The organism is Sphingobium sp., assembly GCF_035511395.1.
Classification (GTDB): domain Bacteria; phylum Pseudomonadota; class Alphaproteobacteria; order Sphingomonadales; family Sphingomonadaceae; genus Sphingobium.
Genome location: NZ_DATKFP010000167.1, coordinates 1 through 22,341, shown reverse-complemented (window position 1 = coordinate 22,341; position 22,341 = coordinate 1). Strand labels below are relative to the sequence as shown.

At 64.6% G+C, this 22,341-nt stretch carries 24 protein-coding genes and 1 pseudogene; 19 read left to right on the top strand and 6 right to left on the bottom strand.

The window, feature by feature from the left end; all coding sequences use genetic code 11:
- The 3 genes and pseudogenes from hisG to mnmA form a co-directional block, all read right to left on the bottom strand.
- Nucleotides 1-80, bottom strand: a pseudogene (hisG, locus tag VMR39_RS11485) (ATP phosphoribosyltransferase); the annotation flags it as partial.
- Between the two features lie 75 nt (nucleotides 81-155).
- Nucleotides 156-455 carry a 1-deoxy-D-xylulose-5-phosphate synthase gene (locus VMR39_RS11480; RefSeq protein ID WP_325416092.1) on the bottom strand — a complete coding sequence of 100 codons (300 nt, stop codon included), beginning with the start codon at nucleotides 453-455 and terminating at the stop codon, nucleotides 156-158.
- A gap of 29 nt (nucleotides 456-484) precedes the next feature.
- Nucleotides 485-1,591, bottom strand: coding sequence for a tRNA 2-thiouridine(34) synthase MnmA (mnmA, locus tag VMR39_RS11475; protein WP_325416091.1), 1,107 nt, complete (start codon nucleotides 1,589-1,591; stop codon nucleotides 485-487).
- Between the two features lie 152 nt (nucleotides 1,592-1,743).
- Between mnmA and VMR39_RS11470 the strand changes: the two genes are divergently transcribed.
- The 3 genes from VMR39_RS11470 to VMR39_RS11460 all read left to right on the top strand — a co-directional run bounded on the left by VMR39_RS11470 (nucleotide 1,744) and on the right by VMR39_RS11460 (nucleotide 2,911).
- Entirely contained in the window at nucleotides 1,744-2,043 is a 300-nt protein-coding gene (locus VMR39_RS11470; protein WP_325416090.1) for a hypothetical protein, read from the top strand.
- A gap of 104 nt (nucleotides 2,044-2,147) precedes the next feature.
- Nucleotides 2,148-2,447 carry a DUF1153 domain-containing protein gene (locus VMR39_RS11465; protein ID WP_009820412.1) on the top strand — a complete coding sequence of 100 codons (300 nt, stop codon included), beginning with the start codon at nucleotides 2,148-2,150 and terminating at the stop codon, nucleotides 2,445-2,447.
- A 209-nt stretch (nucleotides 2,448-2,656) separates the two neighbouring features.
- Entirely contained in the window at nucleotides 2,657-2,911 is a 255-nt protein-coding gene (locus tag VMR39_RS11460) for a GlsB/YeaQ/YmgE family stress response membrane protein (protein WP_093082464.1), read from the top strand.
- 64 nt (nucleotides 2,912-2,975) lie between these two features.
- Here the strand turns inward: VMR39_RS11460 and VMR39_RS11455 are convergent, their stop codons facing one another.
- The gene (locus tag VMR39_RS11455) at nucleotides 2,976-3,224 is read right to left on the bottom strand and encodes a GlsB/YeaQ/YmgE family stress response membrane protein (RefSeq protein ID WP_325416088.1); all 249 of its coding nucleotides are present in this window, start codon (nucleotides 3,222-3,224) and stop codon (nucleotides 2,976-2,978) included.
- 243 nt (nucleotides 3,225-3,467) lie between these two features.
- On the opposite strand from VMR39_RS11455, the gene VMR39_RS11450 reads away from it, so the two are divergent.
- The 3 genes from VMR39_RS11450 to VMR39_RS11440 all read left to right on the top strand — a co-directional run bounded on the left by VMR39_RS11450 (nucleotide 3,468) and on the right by VMR39_RS11440 (nucleotide 9,281).
- Nucleotides 3,468-4,634: an efflux RND transporter periplasmic adaptor subunit gene (locus tag VMR39_RS11450; protein WP_325416087.1), complete on the top strand. Its 1,167-nt coding sequence runs from the start codon at nucleotides 3,468-3,470 to the stop codon at nucleotides 4,632-4,634.
- 111 nt (nucleotides 4,635-4,745) lie between these two features.
- The gene (locus VMR39_RS11445) at nucleotides 4,746-7,916 is read left to right on the top strand and encodes an efflux RND transporter permease subunit (protein ID WP_325416086.1); all 3,171 of its coding nucleotides are present in this window, start codon (nucleotides 4,746-4,748) and stop codon (nucleotides 7,914-7,916) included.
- An 87-nt stretch (nucleotides 7,917-8,003) separates the two neighbouring features.
- Entirely contained in the window at nucleotides 8,004-9,281 is a 1,278-nt protein-coding gene (locus tag VMR39_RS11440; RefSeq protein ID WP_325416085.1) for a DUF445 domain-containing protein, read from the top strand.
- A gap of 132 nt (nucleotides 9,282-9,413) precedes the next feature.
- Here the strand turns inward: VMR39_RS11440 and VMR39_RS11435 are convergent, their stop codons facing one another.
- Nucleotides 9,414-9,992 carry a hypothetical protein gene (locus tag VMR39_RS11435; RefSeq protein ID WP_325416083.1) on the bottom strand — a complete coding sequence of 193 codons (579 nt, stop codon included), beginning with the start codon at nucleotides 9,990-9,992 and terminating at the stop codon, nucleotides 9,414-9,416.
- Between the two features lie 210 nt (nucleotides 9,993-10,202).
- Between VMR39_RS11435 and VMR39_RS11430 the strand changes: the two genes are divergently transcribed.
- The 6 genes from VMR39_RS11430 to ribH all read left to right on the top strand — a co-directional run bounded on the left by VMR39_RS11430 (nucleotide 10,203) and on the right by ribH (nucleotide 14,968).
- Nucleotides 10,203-10,907 carry a TonB family protein gene (locus VMR39_RS11430; RefSeq protein WP_325416082.1) on the top strand — a complete coding sequence of 235 codons (705 nt, stop codon included), beginning with the start codon at nucleotides 10,203-10,205 and terminating at the stop codon, nucleotides 10,905-10,907.
- Nucleotides 10,908-10,989: 82 nt separating this feature from the next.
- Nucleotides 10,990-11,499 (top strand): hypothetical protein, encoded by a 510-nt coding sequence (locus VMR39_RS11425; RefSeq protein ID WP_325416081.1) that lies wholly within the window; start codon nucleotides 10,990-10,992, stop codon nucleotides 11,497-11,499.
- A gap of 5 nt (nucleotides 11,500-11,504) precedes the next feature.
- A complete protein-coding gene (gene ribD, locus VMR39_RS11420) occupies nucleotides 11,505-12,491 on the top strand; it encodes a bifunctional diaminohydroxyphosphoribosylaminopyrimidine deaminase/5-amino-6-(5-phosphoribosylamino)uracil reductase RibD (RefSeq protein ID WP_325416080.1) in 987 nt (328 codons plus the stop codon).
- Between the two features lie 41 nt (nucleotides 12,492-12,532).
- The gene (locus VMR39_RS11415) at nucleotides 12,533-13,141 is read left to right on the top strand and encodes a riboflavin synthase (protein ID WP_325416079.1); all 609 of its coding nucleotides are present in this window, start codon (nucleotides 12,533-12,535) and stop codon (nucleotides 13,139-13,141) included.
- Nucleotides 13,142-13,242: 101 nt separating this feature from the next.
- Nucleotides 13,243-14,526, top strand: a complete 1,284-nt coding sequence (gene ribB / locus VMR39_RS11410; protein WP_325416078.1) for a 3,4-dihydroxy-2-butanone-4-phosphate synthase — start codon at nucleotides 13,243-13,245, stop codon at nucleotides 14,524-14,526.
- 19 nt (nucleotides 14,527-14,545) lie between these two features.
- Nucleotides 14,546-14,968, top strand: coding sequence for a 6,7-dimethyl-8-ribityllumazine synthase (ribH, locus tag VMR39_RS11405; RefSeq protein WP_179042029.1), 423 nt, complete (start codon nucleotides 14,546-14,548; stop codon nucleotides 14,966-14,968).
- Between the two features lie 212 nt (nucleotides 14,969-15,180).
- Here the strand turns inward: ribH and VMR39_RS11400 are convergent, their stop codons facing one another.
- Nucleotides 15,181-16,275 carry an alkene reductase gene (locus VMR39_RS11400; RefSeq protein ID WP_325416077.1) on the bottom strand — a complete coding sequence of 365 codons (1,095 nt, stop codon included), beginning with the start codon at nucleotides 16,273-16,275 and terminating at the stop codon, nucleotides 15,181-15,183.
- A gap of 73 nt (nucleotides 16,276-16,348) precedes the next feature.
- On the opposite strand from VMR39_RS11400, the gene VMR39_RS11395 reads away from it, so the two are divergent.
- The 7 genes from VMR39_RS11395 to VMR39_RS11365 all read left to right on the top strand — a co-directional run bounded on the left by VMR39_RS11395 (nucleotide 16,349) and on the right by VMR39_RS11365 (nucleotide 22,158).
- The gene (locus VMR39_RS11395; protein ID WP_325416076.1) at nucleotides 16,349-17,230 is read left to right on the top strand and encodes a DMT family transporter; all 882 of its coding nucleotides are present in this window, start codon (nucleotides 16,349-16,351) and stop codon (nucleotides 17,228-17,230) included.
- 101 nt (nucleotides 17,231-17,331) lie between these two features.
- The gene (locus VMR39_RS11390; protein WP_325416075.1) at nucleotides 17,332-17,994 is read left to right on the top strand and encodes a COQ9 family protein; all 663 of its coding nucleotides are present in this window, start codon (nucleotides 17,332-17,334) and stop codon (nucleotides 17,992-17,994) included.
- Nucleotides 17,995-18,085: 91 nt separating this feature from the next.
- Nucleotides 18,086-18,358 carry a FeoA family protein gene (locus VMR39_RS11385; protein ID WP_325416093.1) on the top strand — a complete coding sequence of 91 codons (273 nt, stop codon included), beginning with the start codon at nucleotides 18,086-18,088 and terminating at the stop codon, nucleotides 18,356-18,358.
- Nucleotides 18,355-20,214, top strand: coding sequence for a ferrous iron transporter B (gene feoB, locus VMR39_RS11380; RefSeq protein ID WP_325416074.1), 1,860 nt, complete (start codon nucleotides 18,355-18,357; stop codon nucleotides 20,212-20,214). The genes VMR39_RS11385 and feoB overlap by 4 nt, the downstream gene beginning before the upstream one ends.
- Nucleotides 20,215-20,280: 66 nt before the next feature.
- A complete protein-coding gene (locus VMR39_RS11375; protein ID WP_325416073.1) occupies nucleotides 20,281-20,850 on the top strand; it encodes a hypothetical protein in 570 nt (189 codons plus the stop codon).
- A 611-nt stretch (nucleotides 20,851-21,461) separates the two neighbouring features.
- On the top strand, nucleotides 21,462-21,779 hold the full coding sequence (locus VMR39_RS11370; protein WP_325416072.1) for a hypothetical protein: 318 nt from the start codon (nucleotides 21,462-21,464) through the stop codon (nucleotides 21,777-21,779).
- Nucleotides 21,772-22,158 (top strand): hypothetical protein, encoded by a 387-nt coding sequence (locus VMR39_RS11365; protein WP_325416071.1) that lies wholly within the window; start codon nucleotides 21,772-21,774, stop codon nucleotides 22,156-22,158. The genes VMR39_RS11370 and VMR39_RS11365 overlap by 8 nt, the downstream gene beginning before the upstream one ends.
- Nucleotides 22,159-22,341 lie beyond the last annotated feature (183 nt).

The following is a 22,341-nucleotide window of genomic DNA, read 5'->3' as shown; positions in this document are numbered from 1 at the left end:
ATACCGGCTTTGGCGAGCAGGGGCAGCGCTTCATCGAGGATGCGGCCCTTGGGGATGGCGAAGGTGAGCGAGCGAGTCATGACGCGCGCGCCTTACGCGCGAGGGCGCAAAAGGGCAAGGTTTGGGGGGGCTTGCCACTCTTGCCTAGGCAGGTGTCAAACGAGCGGCGGCTGTTCACCTCTGATATCACGCCAATATTCATCCCTGACATCGGGATCAATGGCGACAGGCTTTGCGCTGTTCTCGTAAAGGCGGTCACGACCATCTTTCCTGGGACCGGATATCCAAAAATGGCTTCCGCTCTCGATATCGAAATAGTTGGCTTTGGCGCCGCGTCCATCCAGGCGCTGAAAGGTGCGTCCTTCGTAATGCAGCGATTGACCGGACTTCGACAGCATGACGCGACCTATTCGCGCCGATCCATTCAGGTCGCCACTCTTGTCTTCGATATACATGATGCGGGTTTTCGGAGTCCCCATGAATCTCAGGCCGCTTCCGCCATCGCCGCTTCCGTCTGCGCGATCCAGCCGCCGCCCAGCACGCGGTCGCCGGCGTAGAGGACCGCGGCCTGGCCCGGCGCGACGCCAAATTCGGGCGCGTCGAAGAGCAGGCGGTCGCCGTCGAGGCGCGCGGGCACAGGCTTCGCCATCGAGCGGACCTTGGCGGTCAGCGGGCCGCTAAAGTCGCCGCCCAGCCAGTTGATGTCGGAGAGGCGCGCGCCCGACACGGCGAGCGCCGCCTTCGGCCCCACGATCACGCGGCGCGCTTTGGCATCGAGCCGCACGACATAGAGCGGATCGGGCTGGCCGCCGATCTCCAGCCCCTTGCGCTGGCCGACCGTATAATGAATCAGCCCCTTGTGCCGGCCGAGCGTCCGGCCGTCGACATGGACGATGTCGCCGCCTTCGTCCGCATCGGGGCGCAGTTTCCGTACGATCTTGGCATAGTCGCCGTCGGGCACGAAGCAGATGTCCTGGCTGTCGGGCTTCAGCGCCACCGACAGGCCGAGTTCGGCGGCAATCTCTCGCACCTGCGGCTTGGGCAGGCCCCCCAATGGGAAACGCAGATAGTCGAGTTGCGCCTGAGTCGTGGCGAACAGGAAATAGCTCTGGTCGCGGGCGGGATCGGCGGCGCGGTGCAGCTCCGCGCCTGCTGCGCCCTCGTTCCGCTGGACATAATGGCCGGTGGCGAGGCAATCGGCGCCCAGGTCGCGTGCGATCTGGAACAGGTCGGTGAACTTCACCCCCATGTTGCACTTCACGCAAGGGATGGGGGTACGGCCGGCCATATATTCATCGGCGAAATCGGCGATCACGGATTCGCGAAAGGCCGTTTCATAATCAAAGACATAATGGGCGATACCGATGCGGTCGGCGACCGCGCGCGCGTCGCGGATATCCTGCCCGGCGCAGCAACTGCCGGTGCGGCCGACGGCGGCGCCATGGTCATAGAGCTGGAGCGTGACGCCGATGACTTCGGCGCCGGTCTTCGCCGCGAGCGCGGCGACGACGCTGCTGTCCACGCCGCCCGACATGGCGACGACGATGCGCCGCTGGTCGAGCGGCTGGGGAAGCTGGAACTGGGGCTGCATGGGCGCGCATATAGTGCAGCGACGGCCCAATCGCAAAAGTTAACGAATTATGACCTTAAAAGCGCGATTTGGCGACCGGATGGGCCAAATCGCGCGACAAAATGCAGGGCGGATTTACCGGCGGTTATCCATTCCCCTCTAAAACGCTGTCAATGGACTTGAGTTTCCTCCGGGCCGGCGGGCTGACCCCCGCCAGTGCCAAGGTTCCAGGCTGGCCACGCGTGCCGGTCTGGCCGTTCCTGAAAGCCGCGACAGCGGCTGCGCAGGCGGCCAGCCCGACGGCGAAGGCGGTTGCGGGCGTCCTGCGGGGGCAGGATGGGGACGACGACTGGATCCAGGAACTGGCCGATATTTTCGCGCCACGTTCCAACGGCACGATCGAGGCCGTTCGGCTTGCGGGCAGCTTTAATCCGCTGATCGCGCGCCGTTTCGCTGGGGGGCAAGGAAGATGAAGGCAGTGTTTACCGTGGCGCTTTAGCCGATGTTCAGGCCTCGGGAAGAAAAAGGGTTTCACTGCTGAATTCGGTAACGCCAGTGCCGCAAATTGAGGGTTAGAATGATCGAGAACCAGAAAATCAGGCCTGCCCAGGTCGTCGGCCCGCTTGGTGAGCCCCTGACCCTGGACAGCTTGCCGCCCCGCGACACGACCCGCTGGGTCGTGCGGCGCAAGGCGGAAGTCGTGGCCGCGGTCAACGGCGGGCTGCTGTCCGTCGACGAGGCTTGCGCGCGCTACAATCTGACGCTGGAGGAATTTGCCGGGTGGCAGCGTGCAGTCGACCGGTCGGGCATGCACGGCCTTCGGGTAACGCGCATCCAATATTATAAGTCTCTGTACGAGCGTCAGCAGAAATACTGACGCCAGATAGAGAGGATGCTATTCAAAAAGGGCCGCCCGCTGGATCGGGCGGCCCTTTTTCGTGCGCGCAAAAGGCCCGCAGTTGCGGTGCAACGGCGCAGGGGCGCGATGGTTTCCCATCCGGAATCATTTCCGCGTCATGGAACGCGATGCGCGTTTCTCCGTTGAACAGTCACATTCCCCGAAAGGGCGTGGTCAAGGAGAGTAGCATGGGCATCATCTTGTGGCTTATCGTCGGCGGCATCATCGGCTGGCTTGCCAGCATGGTCATGCGCACGGACGCACAGCAGGGCATCCTGCTCAATATCGTCGTCGGCATCGTCGGCGCCTTCATCGGCGGCCTGATTTTCAGCGGCGGTTCGATCAATGAAGGTCTGACGCTTTACAGCTTCCTCGTGTCGCTGGTCGGCGCCATCATTCTGCTGGCGATCGTCAATCTGGTGCGTCGCGGATCAGTCCGCTAACCGATCGCACCGATTTCGACCAAAAGGGTCGCACCTGTGAGGGTGCGACCCTTTTTTCATATATTCACCGGCATGCGACAAACCAGCGATACAGTGCCAGTACGGCGATCGATCCAATGAGGGCGGCGATGAAGCCTCCGCTTTGCCCCGGCGCATAGAATCCGGCCAGCCGACCGACAAAGCCCGCCAGCAGCGCGCCCGCGATGCCCAGCAGGATCGTGACGATGCGGCCGCCCGGATCGCGCTCCGGCATGATCGGTTTCGCGATCGCGCCGGTCAGCAGGCCGACGATGATCCATCCCAGCAAATCCATGGTGGATCCCTTAAAATTGCCCCCCCGCACCACGCAGCATTGCGCCATAGTCCGGTCACTTTGGCAAGTCGATGCGCCTGCGAAACGGTGAAACGAAGAATCTGCCGTCTTCCTCCCCCGTCCACGGTGCATAATCGTTTTGCTCTCCCCCCTTTGCGCATGATATTGGGTCTTGAGGGCGGTGATATATTCATATAATACAGCTGCCGAACAGGGGCGAAGCGCCGGAGAGATGGAATCGGCATGAATTACGAGACACAGCTGTTGGGCGACTCTGTCGTCATCGGCGAGGATGAAGCGCGTCGGAGCCGCAAACGGCTGCTGATCGGGGGGGGCATCGCGCTGGTGCTGGTCGTGGCTGCGGTGGGGATTTCGATGCGCGGGGGCGAGAGCGCGAACACCGCCGCCCCGGCTGCGCAGGTGCCCGTCGTCACGGTGACCAGCCCTGGCCAATCCAATGTTTCGCGCACCGTCAGCGCCACCGGATCGCTCGCCGCGCGGGTCGACATGCCGGTGGGCGTGGTCGGCGAAGGCGGCATGGTGACGCGCGTGCTGGTGCAGCCGGGCGACTGGGTCCGTGCCGGGCAGGTGCTGGCGACGGTCGAACGGTCGGTCCAGGCCGAACAGGTTCGCTCGCTCGCCGCCCAGCTGGAAGTACAGCGCGCCAATGCGAAGCTGGCGCAGGCGCAGCTCGATCGCGCCAAGGCGCTGGTCGGCCGTGGCTTCATCAGCGCTGCCGACATCGACCAGCGCACCGCCACCCGCGACCAGGCCGAAGCGCAGGTTCGCGTCGCGGCGGCGCAACTCGCCGAGCAGCAGGCCCGCACCGGACGGCTCGACATTCGTGCGCCTGCCGCCGGACTGGTGCTGACCCGCACCGTCGAGCCGGGCCAGATCGTCCAGGCGGGCGGCGGCGTACTGTTCCGCATGGCCAAGGACGGCGAGATGGAAATGCAGGCGCAGGTTTCCGAAGCAGACCTCGCCACGCTGCGCGCCGGCAACGGTGCGACGGTGACGCCGATCGGTGGCAAACAGGGCTTTGCCGGCCGGGTATGGCAGGTGTCGCCGGTAATCGACCCGCAGACGCGGCAGGGTATCGCGCGCATCGCCGTGCCTTACAACGTAGCGATCCGGCCGGGCGGCTTTGCCTCTGCCATGATCACCAGCGGATCGGGCAACGCTCCGCTGCTGCCGGAATCGGCGGTCCAGAACGACGCCAAGGGCAGCTATGTCTATATCGTCAATGCCAAGGGCCAGGTGGAACGGCGTGACGTGACCGTAGGCCAGGTGTCCGATGCGGGCGTCGCTGTGACGGGCGGCATTACCGGCGCCGAAAAGATCGTGACGTCGGCTGGCGCCTTCCTGACACCGGGGCAGAAGGTCAAGCCGGAGCCGTTAAAGGCCGGATAAGGTCAGGGTTGGCGGCGCTGGCTGGCGCCGCGCCATCATTGCGCGCGCGGAAAAACGCGCGCCGTACGAGACGAATGGGACGCTTGCGGCGTCCGGCGAAGGAAGCGCGTCATGGATTTTCGCAATATTTCCGCATGGGCGATCCGCAATCCGGTGACGCCGCTGGTGCTGTTCGCCGCGCTGATGATGGCAGGCGTCGTCAGTTTCATGCGGATGGACGTCAACAATAACCCGGACATCAGCTTTCCCATGGTCAGCGTGACCGTGTTGCAGCCCGGCGCCGCGCCGACCGAACTGGAGACGCAGGTCACCCAGCGGGTCGAGGCGGCGGTACGCGGGATCAGCGGTGTCGACGACATCACTTCCTTCGCGTCCGAAGGCCAGTCGCTGACCAATGTGCAGTTCCAGATCGGTACCCCGGTCGACCGCGCCGTCAACGACGTCAAGAATGCCGTCGACCAGATCCGCAGCGACCTGCCGGAAGGAATATTGGAGCCGCAGGTTCAGCGCATCGACATCGATGGCGGGCCGATCGCCTATTTCAGCGCCGAAGCGACCGATATGACGCTGGAGGAACTGTCCTGGTATGTGGATAATACGGTTTCCAAGCGGCTGCTGGGGATCAGCGGCATGGCCGCGGTCAATCGCGGAGGCGGTGTCAGCCGCGAAATCCGCGTCATCCTCGACCCGGCCCGGCTCCAGGCCTATGGCGTCACCGCCGCGCAGGTGAATGCGCAGCTGAACCAGGTAAATCTTAACGCGGCGGGCGGGCGTACCGAAATTGCGGGCGCCGAACAGTCGATCCGCGTGCTCGGCAATGCGCAAAATGCCCGTCAGCTGGGCGATACCCAGATCGCCATTTCCGGTGGGCGCACGGTCAAGCTGGCCGACCTCGCCACCGTGCGCGACATGTATGCCGAACAGCGCAGCCTCTCGCTGATGAATGGGCGGCAGGTGACCAGCTTCAGCATGGAAAAGGCCAAGGGGTCGTCCGACGTCACCGTCTATGACGAGGCGATGAAGGTGCTGGACAAGCTGAAGACGGAAAATCCCAAGGTCCAGTTCAAGCAGCTCTACACCAGCGTCGGCTATACCAAGGAACAATATCACAGCGCCATGGCGGCGATGATCGAAGGCGCCGTGCTGGCGGTCGTCATCGTCTTCCTGTTCCTGCGCGACTGGCGCGCGACGATGATTTCTGCGCTCGCCATCCCGCTGTCGGCGATACCCGCCTTCTGGTTCATGGACATGATGGGCTTCACGCTGAACGGCATCTCGCTGCTGGCGCTCAGCCTGGTGGCGGGCGTGCTGGTCGATGACGCGATCGTGGAGATCGAGAATATCGTGCGCCATATGCGCATGGGCAAGTCGGCCTATCAGGCGTCGATCGATGCCGCGGACGAGATCGGCCTTGCCGTGCTGGCGACCACCATGGCGATCGTCGCGGTGTTCCTGCCGGTCGCGCTGATGCCCGGCATATCGGGCCAGTTCTTCATCCAGTTCGGCATGACCGTCGTCGTGTCGGTGCTGATGAGCCTTGCCGTCGCGCGCCTCATCACGCCGATGATCGCCGCCTATTTCCTGAAGGCGCATGGCGAGGAAAGCCATGGCGAAGGCTGGCTGATGGACCGCTATATGGGCGTGCTGCGCTGGTCGCTGGAGGATCGCAAGGCAAAGCAGCGCCGCGCGCGCGGCGGCTTCCGCAACCGGACCGCCGGTTTCTTCACCGACCATCGCGTCTGGACGCTGGGCATCGGCTTTGCGGCGTTCGGCTGCACCATCTGGGCCTTCTCGACGCTGCCGATGACCTTCCAGCCGACGACCAACACCGATTTCAGCCAGGTGAAGATCGAGACGGTGCCGGGCAGCACGCTGCAACAGACGACCGCGATCACCCGTAGGGTCGCGGACCTGCTCGCCGCGGACAAGGATGTGGTCGAGGCCGCCTTCGCCGATATCGAACCGACCAACGCCGACATCTTCCTGACATTGAAGAAGGACCGGCCGATCAGCTCGGTCGACTGGGAACGCAAGATCGCCCCCAAGTTCCAGACCATCGCCGACGCGCGGGTCAATTTCCAGTCCCAGTCGGGAGGTGGCTTTGGCCGCGACATCATCATGATGTTCGGCTCGGACGATCCGGACCTGCTGGAAAAGACCGCCAACCAGCTGGTGCATGAAATGGCCGGCATCCCCGAACTGCGCGCGCCGCGCGTGCAGGGCGACATGCAGCGCCCCGAAATCATCATCAAGCCGCGGCTGGACCTGGCCGCCAGCATGGGGGTGACGACGATGGCGCTCAGCCAGTCGATCCGCATCGCGACGATCGGCGACATCGACCAGAACAGCGCGAAATTCTCTTTGTCTGACCGCCAGATTCCGATTCGCGTGTCGGTGGCGGAGGAAAGCCGCAAGGATCTCGCTACGATCGAGAATATGCCGGTGCCGACCGTGTCGGGCGGATCGGTGCCGCTCAAGGTCGTCGCGGACATCAGCTTCGGCGCGGGACCGACGCAGATCCGCCGTTACAACCAGATTCGCCGCGTCGTCGTGGGCGCGGACCTGGCGCCCGGCATGGTGACCAGCCAGGCCATGGCCAAGATCAACGCGCTGCCGCTGATGAAGGCGATCAATGAAGGCCGGGTGCAGGGTGTCCAGAAACTGAATGTCGGCGACAGCAAGTTCCAGGCGGAAATGCTGACCAACTTCGCCATCGCCGTCTTTTCCGGCATCATGCTGGTCTTGGCGGTGCTGGTGCTGCTCTACAAGCGGATCATGCCGCCCTTCGTGAACCTGGGGTCGCTGCTGCTGGCGCCGCTGGGCGGTGCGCTGGCGTTGCATGTGTCCGGCCAGCCGCTGTCGCTGCCGGTGTTCATCGGCCTCCTCATGCTGCTTGGCATCGTCGCCAAGAACTCGATTCTCGTCATCGACTTCGCGCTGGAGGAGATGGAGAAGGGCGTGCCCAAGAAGGAGGCGATCATCGACGCCGGGCACAAGCGCGCCCAGCCGATCGTCATGACCACGGTCGCGATGGTCGCGGGCATGGTGCCGACCGCGCTGGCCCTGTCGGGCGACGGCGCCTGGCGTGCGCCGATGGGCATCACCGTAATCGGCGGCCTGATCCTGTCGACCTTGCTGACGTTGGTGATCGTGCCGGCGGTGTTCAGCCTGGCGATCGGCCTGGAAAGCTGGGTCGGGCCGCGACTGGGCAGGGGGCTGCTGACCTACAAGCCCGGCGACAATGGCAAGCCGGTGCCGGGGCAGATCCATCCAGCCGAATGACCGATGCGCCGGAGCATCGCAGAGCCATGCTCCGGCAAAAAAGAAGGACTTGCCTGAACGAAACGGCAGCGTAACCGTTTAACTGCCATGACGATGCTTCGCCTGCCCCGGTCCAAGGACGCCCCCAAGGATAGCTTGGCGCCCCATCCGGCTCGGCGCATGCGGCTGGTGGCGACGGGCATGTTGGTCATGATGGCGGCCCTGTTCGTCGCCGCGCGCGCAACCGTCCATCTCCACCCTGCCATCGGTTTCATCCAGGCCTTTGCCGAGGCGGCGATGGTCGGCGGCCTGGCCGACTGGTTCGCGGTGACGGCCCTGTTCCGCCATCCGCTGGGCCTGCCCATTCCCCATACGGCGATCATCCCGCGCAACAAGGACCGGATCGGCGACACGCTCGCCCTGTTCCTGCGTGACAATTTCCTGACCCCCGCCGTGGTCGCGCGGCGGATGCGGCATATGGACGTGGCCGGCGCCGCTGGACGCTTCCTTGCCAGCCCATCGGGCGGCGACGGTCGGCTGCGCGAAGGTGCATCGCGGCTGATCGCCGACATATTGGAGGCGCTGGACCAGGAACGGCTGGGCGGCATGGTGAAGGGCGCGATCGGCCAGCGGCTGCGCGCGATCAACATGGGACCGCTGATCGGCCAGGCGATCGAGGCGGCGATGCGCGATGGTCGTCATGGTCCGGTGATGGACGGCATCGTCCACTGGGCCGATCGCACGCTGGAGGCCAATGAGCATCTGATCCGCCAGATGGTGCAGGAACGCGCCGGCAAGGTGCTGCGCTGGACCGGGCTGGACGAGAATCTGGCCAATGCGATTCTGAATGGCCTGCGCAAATTGCTGTCCGACATGGCCGAGGATCCCGGCCATCCGCTGCGGCTGAAGGCGGAGGAGGGCATGGCGAAGCTCGCCTTCGACCTCCAGTTCGACATCGAGATGCAGGCGAAGGTGGCAAAGGTCCGCGACGAGATACTCGACAATCCGGCGATGCAGCGCTGGATCGATGGCCTGTGGGAGCAAGCGCGCGCTGGGCTGCTGCGCGCGGTGCGCGATCCGGGCAAGGCGATGGCGGGTCGGCTGGGTGAGGCGTTGCGGACGCTGGGCGGCACCTTGCAGCAGGAGGCGCGGTTGCGGTTGGTGATCAACCGCTTCGTACGGCGTGCAGCGGTGGGCGCGACGGCAAGTTATGGGGATTCGATCGTGCGGCTGGTCAGCGACACGGTGCGCGGCTGGGATGCGGGCACGGTGACGTCGCGGCTGGAAAACGCGGTCGGGCGCGACCTGCAATATATCCGCGTCAACGGCACGCTGGTGGGCGGCCTGGTCGGCCTGGCGATCCACGCGGTGGACATGGTTTTTTAGAGAGAACCGCACCAGCCCGCGCGCCAGCGTATCTCCTAAAACAAGTGCCGGGGCGCGTCGGGCCAATCGACGCGCCCCGGCGGAACCGGCCGCGCAGAGGAGAGAAAGGCGGACGGTTCCTGTCCTGTGCGGTCAATCCTCGGGGGGTGGCCCATCCCCGCCGGGCGGCGGAGGCGGTGGCGGCAACTCGTCGGCGGTCAGCACGCCGTCGCCATTACGGTCCTGATCGTCGAACATGGCGAGCGCGGGCGCGAGAAATTCGGCGCGGTCGATCTGACCGTCGTCATTGCTGTCCTCGGGATAGGGCATGGCGCGACCGGGTGGCGGCAGTGGAGGTCCGCCTGCGTCCGCACGATCGCCGCCGGGCGGGCGCGGCGGGCCGCCTGCGCCGCCCGGTCCACCGCTACCGCCGGGAGGACCGCCACGACCCTTGCCGGGACCACGGCCCTCGCGCTGGCCGCCTTCGACCGACGCCCTTTCGCGTTCATGCCCCAGCATCCGCTGCATCGCCTGCGCCGGGATCAGTCCATCGCCATCCTGATCCATCAGGCCAAAGCGGCGCTCCATATAGGCGGCCATCTCATCGCGGGTGATGCAGCCGTCCTGGTCGGCGTCGGCCGCCCAGGGACCGGCCGAACCGCCTGGCGGCTGGGCAAGGAGCGGCGTGGAAACTGCGAGGGGCGCGAGGCAGAGAAGATGTCGGAAACGCATGGAGGCTCCAGAAAAGGGAAATCCCTGTTTCCCGCGAGGTCGCATCTTCGCTTTTCCCCCATATGTCCCGATGCGAACCGAATGTTGCAGCGACCAAAAATGAATGTTGCAACATATCATTAAATAATGTTGTATCATTTCATCGCCGAGTCCCGGCCGGCGCAGGACCGGAAGATCGGCGAGGGAACGCGACAACGGAGGAGCCGAATGATGCGACTCATGACAGTTCAGAATCGGGCAGTTCAGACAGTCGGTGGCGGAGAATCGCGTTACGGGGCGCGGCGGCGATCGCCGCTGGGGCTGGGCGGAACGGTGGCGGTGCATGCGCTGATCATCGGCGCCTTCCTGTTGATCCCGAAAGAGGTGATCGATGTTTTCAGTCCCTCCAAGCCTTTGACGACCAGAAATATTCCGCTGCCGCCGCCGCCCGATCCGGTGGCCGAGCAGCAGGCCGATCCCAAGATACAGGCCCAGCCGCAGGATCAACCGCGCCCGACCGTCACCGATCCGGTCGTCGTCCTGCCCAAGGGCGATCCGCCAATCACCGGCGCGCCGGGATCGGGCGCGGCGATCGACCCCGGCCCGACCATCATCGTGCCGCCCGTCGAACCGCCCCGCGCGCCGGTGCTGACCGAACCATCGATCGATCCGCGCGCGATGGCGGGCTTCCAGCCCGACTATCCCGGCGCGATGATCCGGCAGGGGCTGGAAGGCACCGTGACGGTGCGCGTGACGATCAGCCCGGAAGGGCGCGTCGCGGATATCGAGAGAATGTCCGCGACCGACGAGAGTTTCTGGCTCGCGACCCAGCGCCATGCGCTGCGCAAATGGCGCTTCCGTCCGGCGACTCGCGATGGGGTGGCGGTGACGTCGTCGAAGGTACTGACCGTCCGGTTCACGCTGACCGATCGATAGAAAGGCCCACTCCCTCCGCGCCTTCGGTGTCGCACATATCGCCCCTGCCGCCTGCGCGAGGGGACAGGAAGATGGAGGACGCATGGACCATTTTGCATCCGGCGCAGCACTGTCCTATAAGGGCGGAATGGCGATATTTCCCCGTCCCGTTTCCCCCAAGAGCGCGCTTGGCGACTTCTGGGGCTATTTCAAGCAGCAGCGGCAGCATAAATGGCCGCTGCTTGGCCTGTCCGTCGCGCTCACCTGGGTGATCGTCTGGACCTTCGTCATCGATGCCAACACCAACACGATGCCGACGCGCAACAAGATCATCTATGTCGAAAGCTGGGATGCGAACCGCTCCGACGCCGCGATCATCCTCCAGCAGAAGATCGACTTCGCCAAGCGCGAGGCGGCGTTGGTGAAGCAGCAGCAGAAGATGCAGGGTTATGCCGACGCCTTCGGCATCGAATGGCGCCAGGAAGAAGCCCGCAACACCGCCAAGCGCAAGGAAGCGGTGAAGGCGATCGACGCGCTGCTCGACGATCGCCTCGCCAAGGCCGAGGCTGTGGACAAGACGGCGCCCAAGCCCGCGGTTGCCGCACACCCCTGACGACCATGCCTCCCTCCCACGCGGACGATCGGCGCTATATGGCCGCTGCCATCGCCCTCTCCGGGCGCGGGCGCGGCCTTTCTACGCCCAATCCCAATGTCGGTTGCCTGATCGTCCACGAAGGGCGCATCGTCGGGCGCGGCTGGACGCAGAAGGGCGGCCGCCCTCATGCCGAGGCGCAGGCGCTGGAGCAGGCGATGGACCGGGCGCGCGGGGCGACCGCCTATGTGACGCTGGAGCCGTGCTTCCATTTGTCCCCGCGCGGGCCGCGCTGCGCCGACCTCATGGCGCGGGCCGGGGTTTCCCGCGTGGTGATCGCGCTGCGCGATCCCGATCCCCGCACTGACGGGCAGGGGGCGGCCTGGCTGTGCGACCGGGGTGTCGACGTCGACATGGGGCTGATGGCGCAGGAAGCCGCACAGGCCATGGCCGGCTTCGTGCTGCGCCAGACGCTGGGCCGGCCGCACGTCACGCTGAAGCTGGGCGTTTCGATCGACGGGCGAATCGCCCTGCGCGACGGAAAGAGCCGCTGGATCACCGGGCCGGATGCGCGCGCCCATGCGCATATGGAGCGGGCGCGGCATGATGCCATATTGGTGGGCGGCGGAACGCTGCGCGCCGATGCGCCGCGACTCGACGTGCGACTGCGCGGGCTGGAGGATCGCTCGCCCCGCCGCCTTCTGCTGACCCGCAAGGATTCGCCCAAAGGCTGGGACCGGATCGGCGCGCCGCACGATATTGCCGCGCTGCAACGGGTCGACCATCTGCTGGTCGAGGGCGGGGCGGAAACCGCCGCCGCCTTCCTGCGCGCCGATCTGGTCGACCGGCTGCTCTTCTATCGCGCGCCGATCGTCATCGGGGCCGGCCTTGCGGGTATCGGCGATATCGGGCTGGAGGATCTGGCCCCGGCGCATGGCCGCTGGCGCATGACCGACACCCGTCCGCTGGGCGTCGACCGGCTGGAGGTTTACGATCGGATGCGGAGCGCCTAGATCACGGGCCAACACCCAACCCGTTCGGAAATCCTGAAACCATGTTCACCGGCATCATCACCGACATCGGCACGATCCGCAGCCATGAGCAGCGCGGCGACCTGCGGCTCGTCATCACCTGCGCCTATACGATGGACGGCGTCGCCATCGGCGCGTCGATCGCCTGTTCGGGCGCCTGCCTGACGGTGGTGGAAAAGGGTCCGGACTGGTTCGCGGTCGACCTGTCGGCCGAAACCGTCGCCCGCACCGCGCCCGGCCTTTGGGACGAAGGCAGCCGCCTTAATCTGGAACGCGCGCTCAAGGTCGGTGACGAACTGGGCGGCCATATCGTCACTGGCCATGTCGACGGCATCGGCCATCTGGTGTCGGCGACCAGCGAAGGCGATTCCACCCGCCTCGTCATCCGCGCGCCGGCGGAACTGGCGGCTGCGTTGGCGGCCAAGGGATCGATAACGCTCGATGGCATCTCGCTGACGGTCAACAGCGTCGAGGATCAGGCCGATGGCAGCGTGCATTTCGGCCTCAACATCATACCGCACACCGCCGCCGCGACGACGCTCGACCAGTTGCCCGATGACCGCGCCTTCAATCTGGAGATCGATGTGCTGGCACGTTATCTCGACCGGATGCAGAGCCTTCGCAGCCAATAAACTGGCCGCTATTGCTGGGTGCAATGTGATTGTGCCTTGTAATAATCACATTGTAGTGTGATATACGGCTCCGGTCCCAGTCAGGGAATGGAGTCGTTATCATGTCATCCGCGCTTCTCGATACCGTCCGCAGCCTCGTCACCGATGGCGGCATGTCCCGTTCCGGCCTGGCGCGCGCCGCCGGCCTGCACGCCAACAGCCTGCGCAAACTGGGCGAGGCCGACTGGAATCCGACCGCAGAGACGCTGGGCAAGCTGGAAAGCTACATCCTCAAGCGCGAGGGTGGCACCGCGCTCGCCAGTCCGGAGGAAATCATCAATGAGGCCCGCAACGGCCGCATGTTCATCCTGGTCGACGATGAGGATCGCGAGAATGAGGGCGATCTGGTCATCCCTGCCCAGATGGCGACGCCCGACGCTATCAACTTCATGGCCACCCATGGTCGTGGCCTCATTTGCCTGGCGCTGACCAAAGATCGGGTCGAGACGCTGGGCCTCGACCTGATGAGCCGCAACAACGGCACCCGCCATGAAACCGCCTTCACCGTGTCGATCGAGGCACGCGAAGGCGTCACCACCGGTATCAGCGCCGCCGACCGCGCCCGCACCATCTCGGTCGCGATCGACGGGTCGAAGGGCAAGGCCGACATCGTGACGCCGGGCCATGTCTTCCCTCTGATCGCCAAGGATGGCGGCGTGCTGGTGCGCACCGGCCATACCGAGGCGGCCGTCGACGTCGCCCGTCTCGCGGGCCTCAATCCCTCCGGCGTGATCTGCGAGGTGATGAAGGAGGACGGCACCATGGCTCGTCTCGACGACCTCATCCCCTTCGCCCAGAAGCACAAGATGAAGATCGGCACGATCCGCGATCTGATCGCCTATCGCCGTCGCCACGACCATATGGTCGAGCGTCGCGCCGAAACCGTTTTCCACAGCCAGTGGGGCGGCGACTGGAAGGCGATCAGCTTCTACAACAAGGCGACTCATACCGAGCAGCTGGTCCTGCAAAAGGGCCATGTCTCCTCCGACGAGCCGACGCTGGTGCGTATGCACCAGCTGTCGCTGCTGGACGATGTCTATGGCGCCACCGGTCGGCGCTCCGGACTGCTCGCCAAGTCGATGGAGATCATCGCGCAGGAAGGCGCGGGTGTGATCGTCGTGTTGACCAGTCAGACGCCGGGTGATTTCGTCAGCCGCATCCTCCAGCATCATGCCGGGCAGAAGGGCACGGGTATAGACGAACTGCGCGACTATGGCGTGGGTGCGCAGATCCTGGCCGAACTCGGCGTGCATGACATGGTGCTGCTCAGCAACACCCAGCACAGTCTGATCGCGCTTGACGGCTACGACCTGTCCGTGGTTGGGCAGCGCGCGATCGAACTCTAAGGCAAAGGCAGGCTGTCCCATGGCGAAATTCCTGATCGTCGAAGCGCGCTTCTACGACCATCTCAACGACCTGCTGATCGAAGGCGCCAAGGCGGCGCTGGACGATGCCGGCCACAAATATGAGGTGGTGACGGTGCCCGGTGCGCTGGAAATCCCCGGCGCAGTGGCTCTTGCGGCGGAAACCGGCCGCTATGACGGATTCGTCGCGATCGGCGTGGTTATCCGCGGCGAAACCTATCATTTCGAGGTGGTGTCGAACGAAAGCGCGCGCGGCCTGATGGCGCTCAGCATGGATGGTATCGCCATCGGCAACGGCATCCTGACCGTCGAGAATGAGGAGCAGGCGCTGGTCCGCGCCCGCCCCGACCAGAAGGACAAGGGCGGCGAAGCAGCCAAGGCGGCCATCGCCATGCTGGCGCTGCGCGAGAAATTCGGCGCCTGATCGCCACGCTCCTGTATGAACAAAAAAGGGCGGCTCCCGGTGGAGCCGCCCTTTTTTTGTCGGGGTTGGGTGGGGGAACGGACATTCCCAACGTTCGTCACCCCGGCCCTGAGCCGGGGTCCAGCTGCCTTTCGAGTTTGGGCCTGGAAGGAGAAGCGGGATTCCGGGTCAAGCCCGGGATGACGTCTGATTGGTAGCTGTTCCTGGCAGCTTCAGGCGGCCGCCTTTTCCTCGGCCAGCGTCGGATAGTCGATATAGCCCTCCGCACCCTGGCTATACCAGGTCGTCATCGCCTGTGGCGGGTTGACCGGCGCGCCTTCGCGCAGCCGTTCGACAAGGTCGGGATTGGCCAGCAGCGGACGACCGAAGCTGATCGCATCGGCAAGGCCGCTGGCCAGGTCCGCCTGCGCGCGCTCCGCATCATAATCGCTGTTCAGCACCAGCGGTCCCTTGAAATGCTGGCGGATGAGCGGCGACTGGCGCGGCACTTCGGTCGCGCCGAAGGTACCGTCCGGCCCCGGCTCGCGCAGTTCGAGGAAGGCGATGCCGATCGCGTTCAGCACATCGGCGGCGGCCGCGAACAGGGTGGCAGGGTCGCTGTCATCGACGCCCTGTGAATCGCCATTGGGCGACAGGCGCACCGACACGCGGTCGGCGCCGATCGCATCGACCACCGCCTGCGTCACTTCGCGCAACAGGCGGATCCGGTTTTCAACGCTGCCGCCATAGATGTCGTCGCGGAAATTGCTGTTGTCGCGGAGAAATTCATCGATCAGATAGCCGTTGGCGGCGTGGATTTGCACCCCGTCGAAGCCGGCCGCGATCGCGTTATGCGCGGCGCGGACATAGGTGTCGATCAGGTCCGGAATTTCCTCCAGCCCCAGCGGACGGGCAGTTTCATAGGGCTTCTTGCCGTCATAGCTGTGGGCGTCGCCCGGTGCGGCAGTGGCGCTGGCGGACACGGGCTGCTCGCCGGTCACGGCGCTGTGGACGGCGCGGCCCATATGCCAGAGCTGGACGATGATCCGTCCACCCTTGTCATGCACGGCCTGCGTGACCGGCTTCCACGCCTCGACCTGTTCGTCCGACCAGATGCCCGGCGCATAGGGCCAGCCCAGCCCCTGCTGCGAAATACCGGTCGCCTCGCTGATGATCAGGCCGGCCGAGGCACGCTGCGCATAGTAATCGGCCATGATCGGGGTCGGCACATGCGCGCGGGTCGCGCGACCACGGGTCAGCGGCGCCATGAGAATGCGATTGGGGGCGCTGACCGCGCCAAGCTGGATCGGATCGAACAATGTCGTCATAGAAAGATATTCCCTCCACCAAAGTTGCAAAATGCAACGGGACGTGATGCGCAAAGCCAGCTAGGGATCCGCCATGTCGACTTCAACCCCCGCCGCGCATCTATCGATGCCGCGCATGGCCTTTCCGGCGCTTTTGCTAGCGAACCTGATCCTGCCGCTGGGTCCGGTGCTGGTGCGCCTGTCGGATGTCGGCCCGGTCGCGGCGGCCTTCTGGCGATTGACGATCGCCTTGCCTTTCCTGATCCTGCTGGCGCTGCCGGGTCTGCGGCGAACGCCGCCGACGGGGCGCGAATGGAGTATGCTGATCCTGTCGGGGGTCGTCTTCGCGCTCGATCTCGCCGCCTGGCATATCGGCATCCTCTATACCAAGGTCGCCAATGCGACGATCTTCGGCAATCTGAGCGGGCTGTTCCTGCCCGCCTGGGCATTGCTGGTGCTGCGCCAGCGGCCGACGCGGATGCAGGCCGCAGCCCTGTTGCTGGCAAGCGCGGGCGCGCTGGTGATGATGGGTGGCAGCTATGAGCTGTCGATCCTCAACCTCCAGGGCGACCTGCTCTGCCTGCTCGCGGGGGTGCTTTATACCGCCTATCTGCTGATCGTGCAGGGCGCGCGCGGACGGCTCGACAGCTGGTCGGTGCTGGCCGGGTCGAGCCTGGCCAGCGTACCGGTGCTGCTGCTCTGCGCGCTGGCGCTGGGCGAACGGGTCATGCCTGTCGACTGGACGCCGCTCGTCCTGCTGGCCCTGTCCAGCCAGCTCGTGGGGCAGGGGCTGCTTACCTATGCGATCGGCTGGTTCTCGCCGCTGATGCTGGGGTTGAGCCTGTTGCTGCAACCTGCTGTGTCGGCCATTTTCGGCTGGCTGCTGTTCGACGAATGGCTTGGTCCTGCCGACATGCTGGGCACGGCGGCGGTCGCCGCGGCGCTGGTGCTTGTGCGCTTGCCGGGACGGGCCTAGCGCATTTTCAAGTTGGCCGTTTACGGTCAATGGCTTGGAAAATGCGGCATCGAAAAGACAAGAGCATTTTCGCTTATGGCGAAATGCTCTAGACTGGCACCATGAGCGATACCCAGGATCTGACCCTCGACGAAATCCGCGCGCTGCTGGCGCCCGCGCTCGCGCGTCATGCCGCCTTCGACGGTTGGCGACCGCAGGCGGTGACGATGGCGGCGCAGGAAAAGGACGTCGACGCCGATGTCGCGCAGCTCGCCTTCGACAATGGCGCGATCGGCATGATCGACGCCTGGTTCGCCAGCATCGACGCACGCATGCTCGATGCCGTGCCGGCCGAGCAACTGGCGACCCTGTCGATCCGCAAGAAGATCCTGGCGCTGGTCGAGGCCCGGCTCGCCCTGCTGGCGCCCGACCGGGAGGCGCTGCGCCGGGCGCTGGCGATCCTGGCACTGCCGACCAATAGCGCGCGCGCGGCCAAATTGGCCTGGCGCGCGGCCGACATCATGTGGCGCGCAGCCGGCGACACCGCCGCCGACTTCAACCATTATACCAAGCGCACGACGCTGACCGCGGTCTATGCTTCCACCCTGCTGGTCTTCGTCGACGATGAGAGCGAGGGCCATGCCGACAGTCGCGCCTTCCTGGCGCGCCGGGTCGAAAATGTGATGCAGTTCGAAAAGGCCAAGGCGAAGTGGAAGGGCGTGGGCGGCGGCGAACGCCTCAGCCTGGCGCGCTTCATCGGCCGGCTGCGCTATCCTGCGATTTGAAGCCGGCAATAGGAGCGAAACGCGTTTTTTCTAGCGTTAACCAGTCCATATTGATAGTCACTCGCAGAAACAGCCTGTGAGTCCAATTTCCTTGCGTCTGACCGATCTGCCGTTGCGGCAACCCGCCTATGTCGACCTGATCGACTGGTCCGCCCTTACCCCGTCCGAAGGCCAGCGGTTGCGCGAATTCGGCCTGTGCGAAGGTGCCAGTGTCGAGGCACTGCACCATGGCGGCATGTTCGGGCGCGGCCCGATCGCCTGCCGGATCGGGCGCATGACCATCGCCATGCGTCGCAACCATGCCGCCGCCGTCACCGTGCGCATGGGACTGGAAGATATTGGTCCGCAGGGGGGTAACGCATGAGCGTTCTTCCCCTGATCGCGCTGGTCGGCAATCCCAATGCGGGCAAGAGCGCGCTGTTCAACGCGCTGACCGGCGCACGCCAGAAGCTGGGCAATTATCCCGGCGTCACGGTGGAAAGAAAGACCGGCCGCCTGTCGCTGTCGGACGGCCGCCCGGTAGAACTGGTCGACCTGCCCGGCACCTACAGCCTGGAACCGGGCAGTCCCGACGAGAAGGTGACGCGCGATGTCGTGATGGGCCGGCAGGAAGGGCAGAAACGCCCCGACGCGCTGGTGATCGTGGTCGACGCCGCCAATCTGGACAACCATCTCCGCTTTGCGCTGGAACTGATCGCGCTCGGTCTACCGACCATCGTCGCCCTGAATATGGTCGATCTTGCCACCCGCGACGGGCTGGAACTGGACGCCACTATCCTTTCGCGCGAACTGGGCGTGCCAGTGGTGTCCACCGTGGCGGTGCGCAAGCGCGGCCTCGACCATCTGCGGACCGAGCTGGAAGGCCTGCTGAACGGTGCGCCGACCGCCTATCCCGCCGCACCCGAACGGGATTTCGACACCGTCCGCAAGGAAGCCGGCCGCATCGCCCGGGCCACGATCGTGCGCGAAACCCCGTCGCGCCGACTGACCGCAGCGGTCGACCGGGTGGCGCTGCATCCGGTCTTCGGCCTGATCCTGCTTCTGGGCCTGCTCTTCATCATGTTCCAGGCGGTCTATGCCTGGTCCGAAGCGCCGATCGCGATGATCGAGGGCTTTGCCGAAAGCGCCGCCGGCATAGCGCGCGACGCCCTGCCCGACGGGATCGTCCGGTCCTTCCTGGTCGACGGCGTCATCAACGGCGTGGGATCGGTGGTGGTATTCCTGCCCCAGATCCTGATCCTCTTCTTCTTCATTCTGATGCTGGAGGCGACGGGCTATATGGTCCGGGCCGCCTTCCTGATGGACGGCCTCATGGCGAAGGTCGGCCTCTCGGGCCGCGCCTTCATCCCGCTGCTTTCCTCCTTCGCCTGCGCCGTGCCCGGCATCATGGCGACGCGCACCATTTCCGATCCCAAGGACCGTCTGACCACGATCCTGATCGCGCCGCTGATGACCTGTTCGGCGCGGCTGCCGGTCTATGCGGTGATTATCGGCGCCTTCATCCCCGCACGCGACATCGGCTTCGGCATCGGCCTTCAGGGCTTCGTCCTCTTTTGCCTCTATGTCGCGGGGATCATCGGCGCGATGCTGGTGGCGCTGCTGCTGCGCCTGACCATCACGAAGGGTGCGAGCGGCGGCTTCCTCATGGAAATGCCCAAATATCAGTGGCCTCGGCCGCAGGATATCCTGCTCGGCCTGTGGCAGCGCGCGGTAATCTTCCTGAAGCGCGCGGGCACGATCATCTTCGCCTCGACCGTGATCCTGTGGGTTTTGCTCAGTTTCCCGCGCGTGCCCGATGGCGATCCGACCAGCCAGGTCGACCATTCCATCGCCGGCCGGATCGCGAGCGGCCTTCAGGTCGTGCTGGAGCCGGTCGGCTTCAACCGCGACATTTCGCTGGCGCTGATCCCGGCCATGGCCGCGCGCGAAGTGGCGGTGTCGGCGCTCGCCACCGTCTATTCGATCGACGCGGGCGATGACGAGGCCGCGCTGGAGCAGAGCCTGGGCGACCGGCTCAGGAACCAGTGGCCGCTGCCCACGGCGCTGGCCTTCCTCGCCTGGTTCATCTTCGCGCCGCAGTGCATATCGACCATCGCCGTCACCAAGCGGGAGACGAACGGCTGGAAATGGCCGCTGTTCATGGTCGGCTATCTGTTCGTGCTGGCCTATGTCGCGGCGGGGCTGACTTACTGGACCGCGACCGCGCTCGGCCTGGCCTAGCGACCGGGCCAGCCATCGTGCGCGAAATCATGGTGAGGCGCGCGAATATTGGCTAAGGCCGGGATCATGATGCTCCTGCCCTTCCTGCTTGCCATCTGGGCGCTGCTGCTGACGCCCGGACCGACCAACACGCTGATCGGCCTGTCGGGCGCGCAGGCGGGATGGCGTCGGACGGCCCGGCTGATCCCGTTCGAACTGGCGGCCTATCTGATCGTCGTGCTGCCGATCGCGATGCTGGGGGCGGAGGCGATGACGCACTGGCCGCGGCTGGCTATCATGGTCAAGCTGGGCGCAGCGACATGGGTGCTGTATCTGGCGCAGGGTCTCTGGCGTCCCCCGTCCGAGCAAACGCCCGCGATGGTCACGCCGCGCCGCCTGTTCGTCACCACCATGCTCAATCCCAAAGGGCTTGTCTTCGGAATGGCGTTGCTGCCGTCTCCTCATCCCGACATCTTCGCCCTGCATGTGGCGCTGTTCGCGATCTCGGTCATCATGGTCGCAGGCCTGTGGGCCGGCCTCGGCGCGACTCTGGGGCAGCGCGGGCAGGTGGAGGGGGCGCCCTGGCTGCGTCGTGCGGCGGCATGCTGGCTCGCTTTGCTGTCGGGCGGTCTCGTGCTGGGCGCGATGCCGCATTGAGGAACGAACCGAGGCCACTGGAATTCCGCCCGCGCACCGCTATAACAGCCCGCTAACATTTGGAGGAATCATGGCAGGCTCGGTCAACAAGGTCATTCTTGTTCACAAACCTTGAATCCCTGCCTTTTGTCTGGATAGCCCCTAACACTCTGACTCGATCGCATAGGTATCTCGCTCCAAGAGGTAACGACGGTTACTGATAGCGGGGGCAGCGTGGAGCCATCCATCCAGCGCAGCGCTGACCCCGCTGATGCGCGAGCTTTCATTTTATTCCCCCGGACCCGATGCTTCAGCAGCGGGCTCGGTCAATGCACCTCAGCAACTATCCGACACATCTTGTGAAGGCGCATGGCCAAAGATCGCGCTTTGACCAAAGACCTTCCTTGCAGACCTCGCTTCGATCTGCGACGAAAGGGGGTCGTCGATTACAAGTCCGACGACGGGGCGTGGAAACCCCAATTCGCTAGACTCGGTCACCTATTCGGAGGCCGGGTGGCATGCGCGCATGTCCAGTCGGCTTCGCCGATAAAGGCGCATGCGCCTGCTCTAGCGATCAGGTTTCCAACACCCGGCTCGTGCCGGTCCGCCCCGCTTTAGCCGAGGAGGACCGAATGCACGTAAAGTTAGATGGGACGCTCCATCCGATAGATCTCAATCAAATTACGCAACCGCTCATGGAGTTTCTTGAGAGCGAGGGGATAACCCGCATCGATGGCATTTCACTTTCGCTCCAAGCGTGGCGAGGGGACGTCCGTACTCAGATTGTGAATCCTGATGCCCGCATCGTGAGCTTGACCATACCGGCCGAAGCCATTGTCTCGCGCGGGATCCCCAGCAAATTTGCTCTTCCGAAACACCTCCAGCTACGAGATCGGCCAGCCGAACTTGATGAGGACGGCTTTGCGATGTTTTGGGGGCGTGATGACTAACAACGAGATTTTAGTGGAGAATCTCAGCCGGGCGATCGAATTGCCGGAGGGTTGGCACGATCTCTATCGTCAATTGATTCTCGATATCTCTGCGATTGACGGATGTGCCAGAGTCGTTGATACAAAAGAGAAATTTGGCGAGATGCGCGTTTACTTGAGGGAATATAGCGAACTCGCTTTTGCGCTTATTGACGCAGCGAACGCACGTTCTCGAAGCATATGCCAAATATGCGCGGCACCTGCCGTTCTTTCGAGAACGCAGGACGGTTTTTATGCAACCGTCTGCTCCTCGCACGCAAACGGTTTCCGCCCCGCTAACTTTTCGCCATTACGCCATGTTCGAATGGTCGTGCCAAAGGCTGAAGAAGACGACCAATAAACGGTAGGCGTCGCGGATGCTTTTCACTCCAACGGTTGAAGTTGGGACACCGCGTAATTGATGTAGGCGCACTCCTACATGGTACAAAATCGCATGAGCGCTTCGATACAGGAGGGTGACCATGTCGATCTATGTAGGACTGGATGTGAGTGACAAAACCACGCATGTTTGCGTGGTTGACGC

Excerpts from the sequence above, each read along its gene's own strand:
- VMR39_RS11470 (WP_325416090.1), top strand. The coding sequence starts at position 1,744 with ATGGACTTGAGTTTCCTCCGGGCCGGCGGGCTGACCCCCGCCAGTGCC.
- ribH (WP_179042029.1), top strand. The coding sequence starts at position 14,546 with ATGGCGAAATTCCTGATCGTCGAAGCGCGCTTCTACGACCATCTCAAC.
- VMR39_RS11455 (WP_325416088.1), bottom strand. The coding sequence starts at position 3,224 with ATGGATTTGCTGGGATGGATCATCGTCGGCCTGCTGACCGGCGCGATC.
- VMR39_RS11445 (WP_325416086.1), top strand. The coding sequence starts at position 4,746 with ATGGATTTTCGCAATATTTCCGCATGGGCGATCCGCAATCCGGTGACG.
- VMR39_RS11415 (WP_325416079.1), top strand. The coding sequence starts at position 12,533 with ATGTTCACCGGCATCATCACCGACATCGGCACGATCCGCAGCCATGAG.
- VMR39_RS11440 (WP_325416085.1), top strand. The coding sequence starts at position 8,004 with ATGACGATGCTTCGCCTGCCCCGGTCCAAGGACGCCCCCAAGGATAGC.
- VMR39_RS11395 (WP_325416076.1), top strand. The coding sequence starts at position 16,349 with ATGTCGACTTCAACCCCCGCCGCGCATCTATCGATGCCGCGCATGGCC.
- VMR39_RS11375 (WP_325416073.1), top strand. The coding sequence starts at position 20,281 with ATGATGCTCCTGCCCTTCCTGCTTGCCATCTGGGCGCTGCTGCTGACG.
- ribD (WP_325416080.1), top strand. The coding sequence starts at position 11,505 with ATGCCTCCCTCCCACGCGGACGATCGGCGCTATATGGCCGCTGCCATC.
- VMR39_RS11365 (WP_325416071.1), top strand. The coding sequence starts at position 21,772 with ATGACTAACAACGAGATTTTAGTGGAGAATCTCAGCCGGGCGATCGAA.
- ribB (WP_325416078.1), top strand. The coding sequence starts at position 13,243 with ATGTCATCCGCGCTTCTCGATACCGTCCGCAGCCTCGTCACCGATGGC.
- VMR39_RS11460 (WP_093082464.1), top strand. The coding sequence starts at position 2,657 with ATGGGCATCATCTTGTGGCTTATCGTCGGCGGCATCATCGGCTGGCTT.
- VMR39_RS11450 (WP_325416087.1), top strand. The coding sequence starts at position 3,468 with ATGAATTACGAGACACAGCTGTTGGGCGACTCTGTCGTCATCGGCGAG.
- VMR39_RS11465 (WP_009820412.1), top strand. The coding sequence starts at position 2,148 with ATGATCGAGAACCAGAAAATCAGGCCTGCCCAGGTCGTCGGCCCGCTT.
- feoB (WP_325416074.1), top strand. The coding sequence starts at position 18,355 with ATGAGCGTTCTTCCCCTGATCGCGCTGGTCGGCAATCCCAATGCGGGC.
- VMR39_RS11435 (WP_325416083.1), bottom strand. The coding sequence starts at position 9,992 with ATGCGTTTCCGACATCTTCTCTGCCTCGCGCCCCTCGCAGTTTCCACG.
- VMR39_RS11430 (WP_325416082.1), top strand. The coding sequence starts at position 10,203 with ATGCGACTCATGACAGTTCAGAATCGGGCAGTTCAGACAGTCGGTGGC.
- VMR39_RS11390 (WP_325416075.1), top strand. The coding sequence starts at position 17,332 with ATGAGCGATACCCAGGATCTGACCCTCGACGAAATCCGCGCGCTGCTG.
- VMR39_RS11480 (WP_325416092.1), bottom strand. The coding sequence starts at position 455 with ATGTATATCGAAGACAAGAGTGGCGACCTGAATGGATCGGCGCGAATA.
- VMR39_RS11400 (WP_325416077.1), bottom strand. The coding sequence starts at position 16,275 with ATGACGACATTGTTCGATCCGATCCAGCTTGGCGCGGTCAGCGCCCCC.
- mnmA (WP_325416091.1), bottom strand. The coding sequence starts at position 1,591 with ATGCAGCCCCAGTTCCAGCTTCCCCAGCCGCTCGACCAGCGGCGCATC.
- VMR39_RS11370 (WP_325416072.1), top strand. The coding sequence starts at position 21,462 with ATGCACGTAAAGTTAGATGGGACGCTCCATCCGATAGATCTCAATCAA.
- VMR39_RS11425 (WP_325416081.1), top strand. The coding sequence starts at position 10,990 with ATGGACCATTTTGCATCCGGCGCAGCACTGTCCTATAAGGGCGGAATG.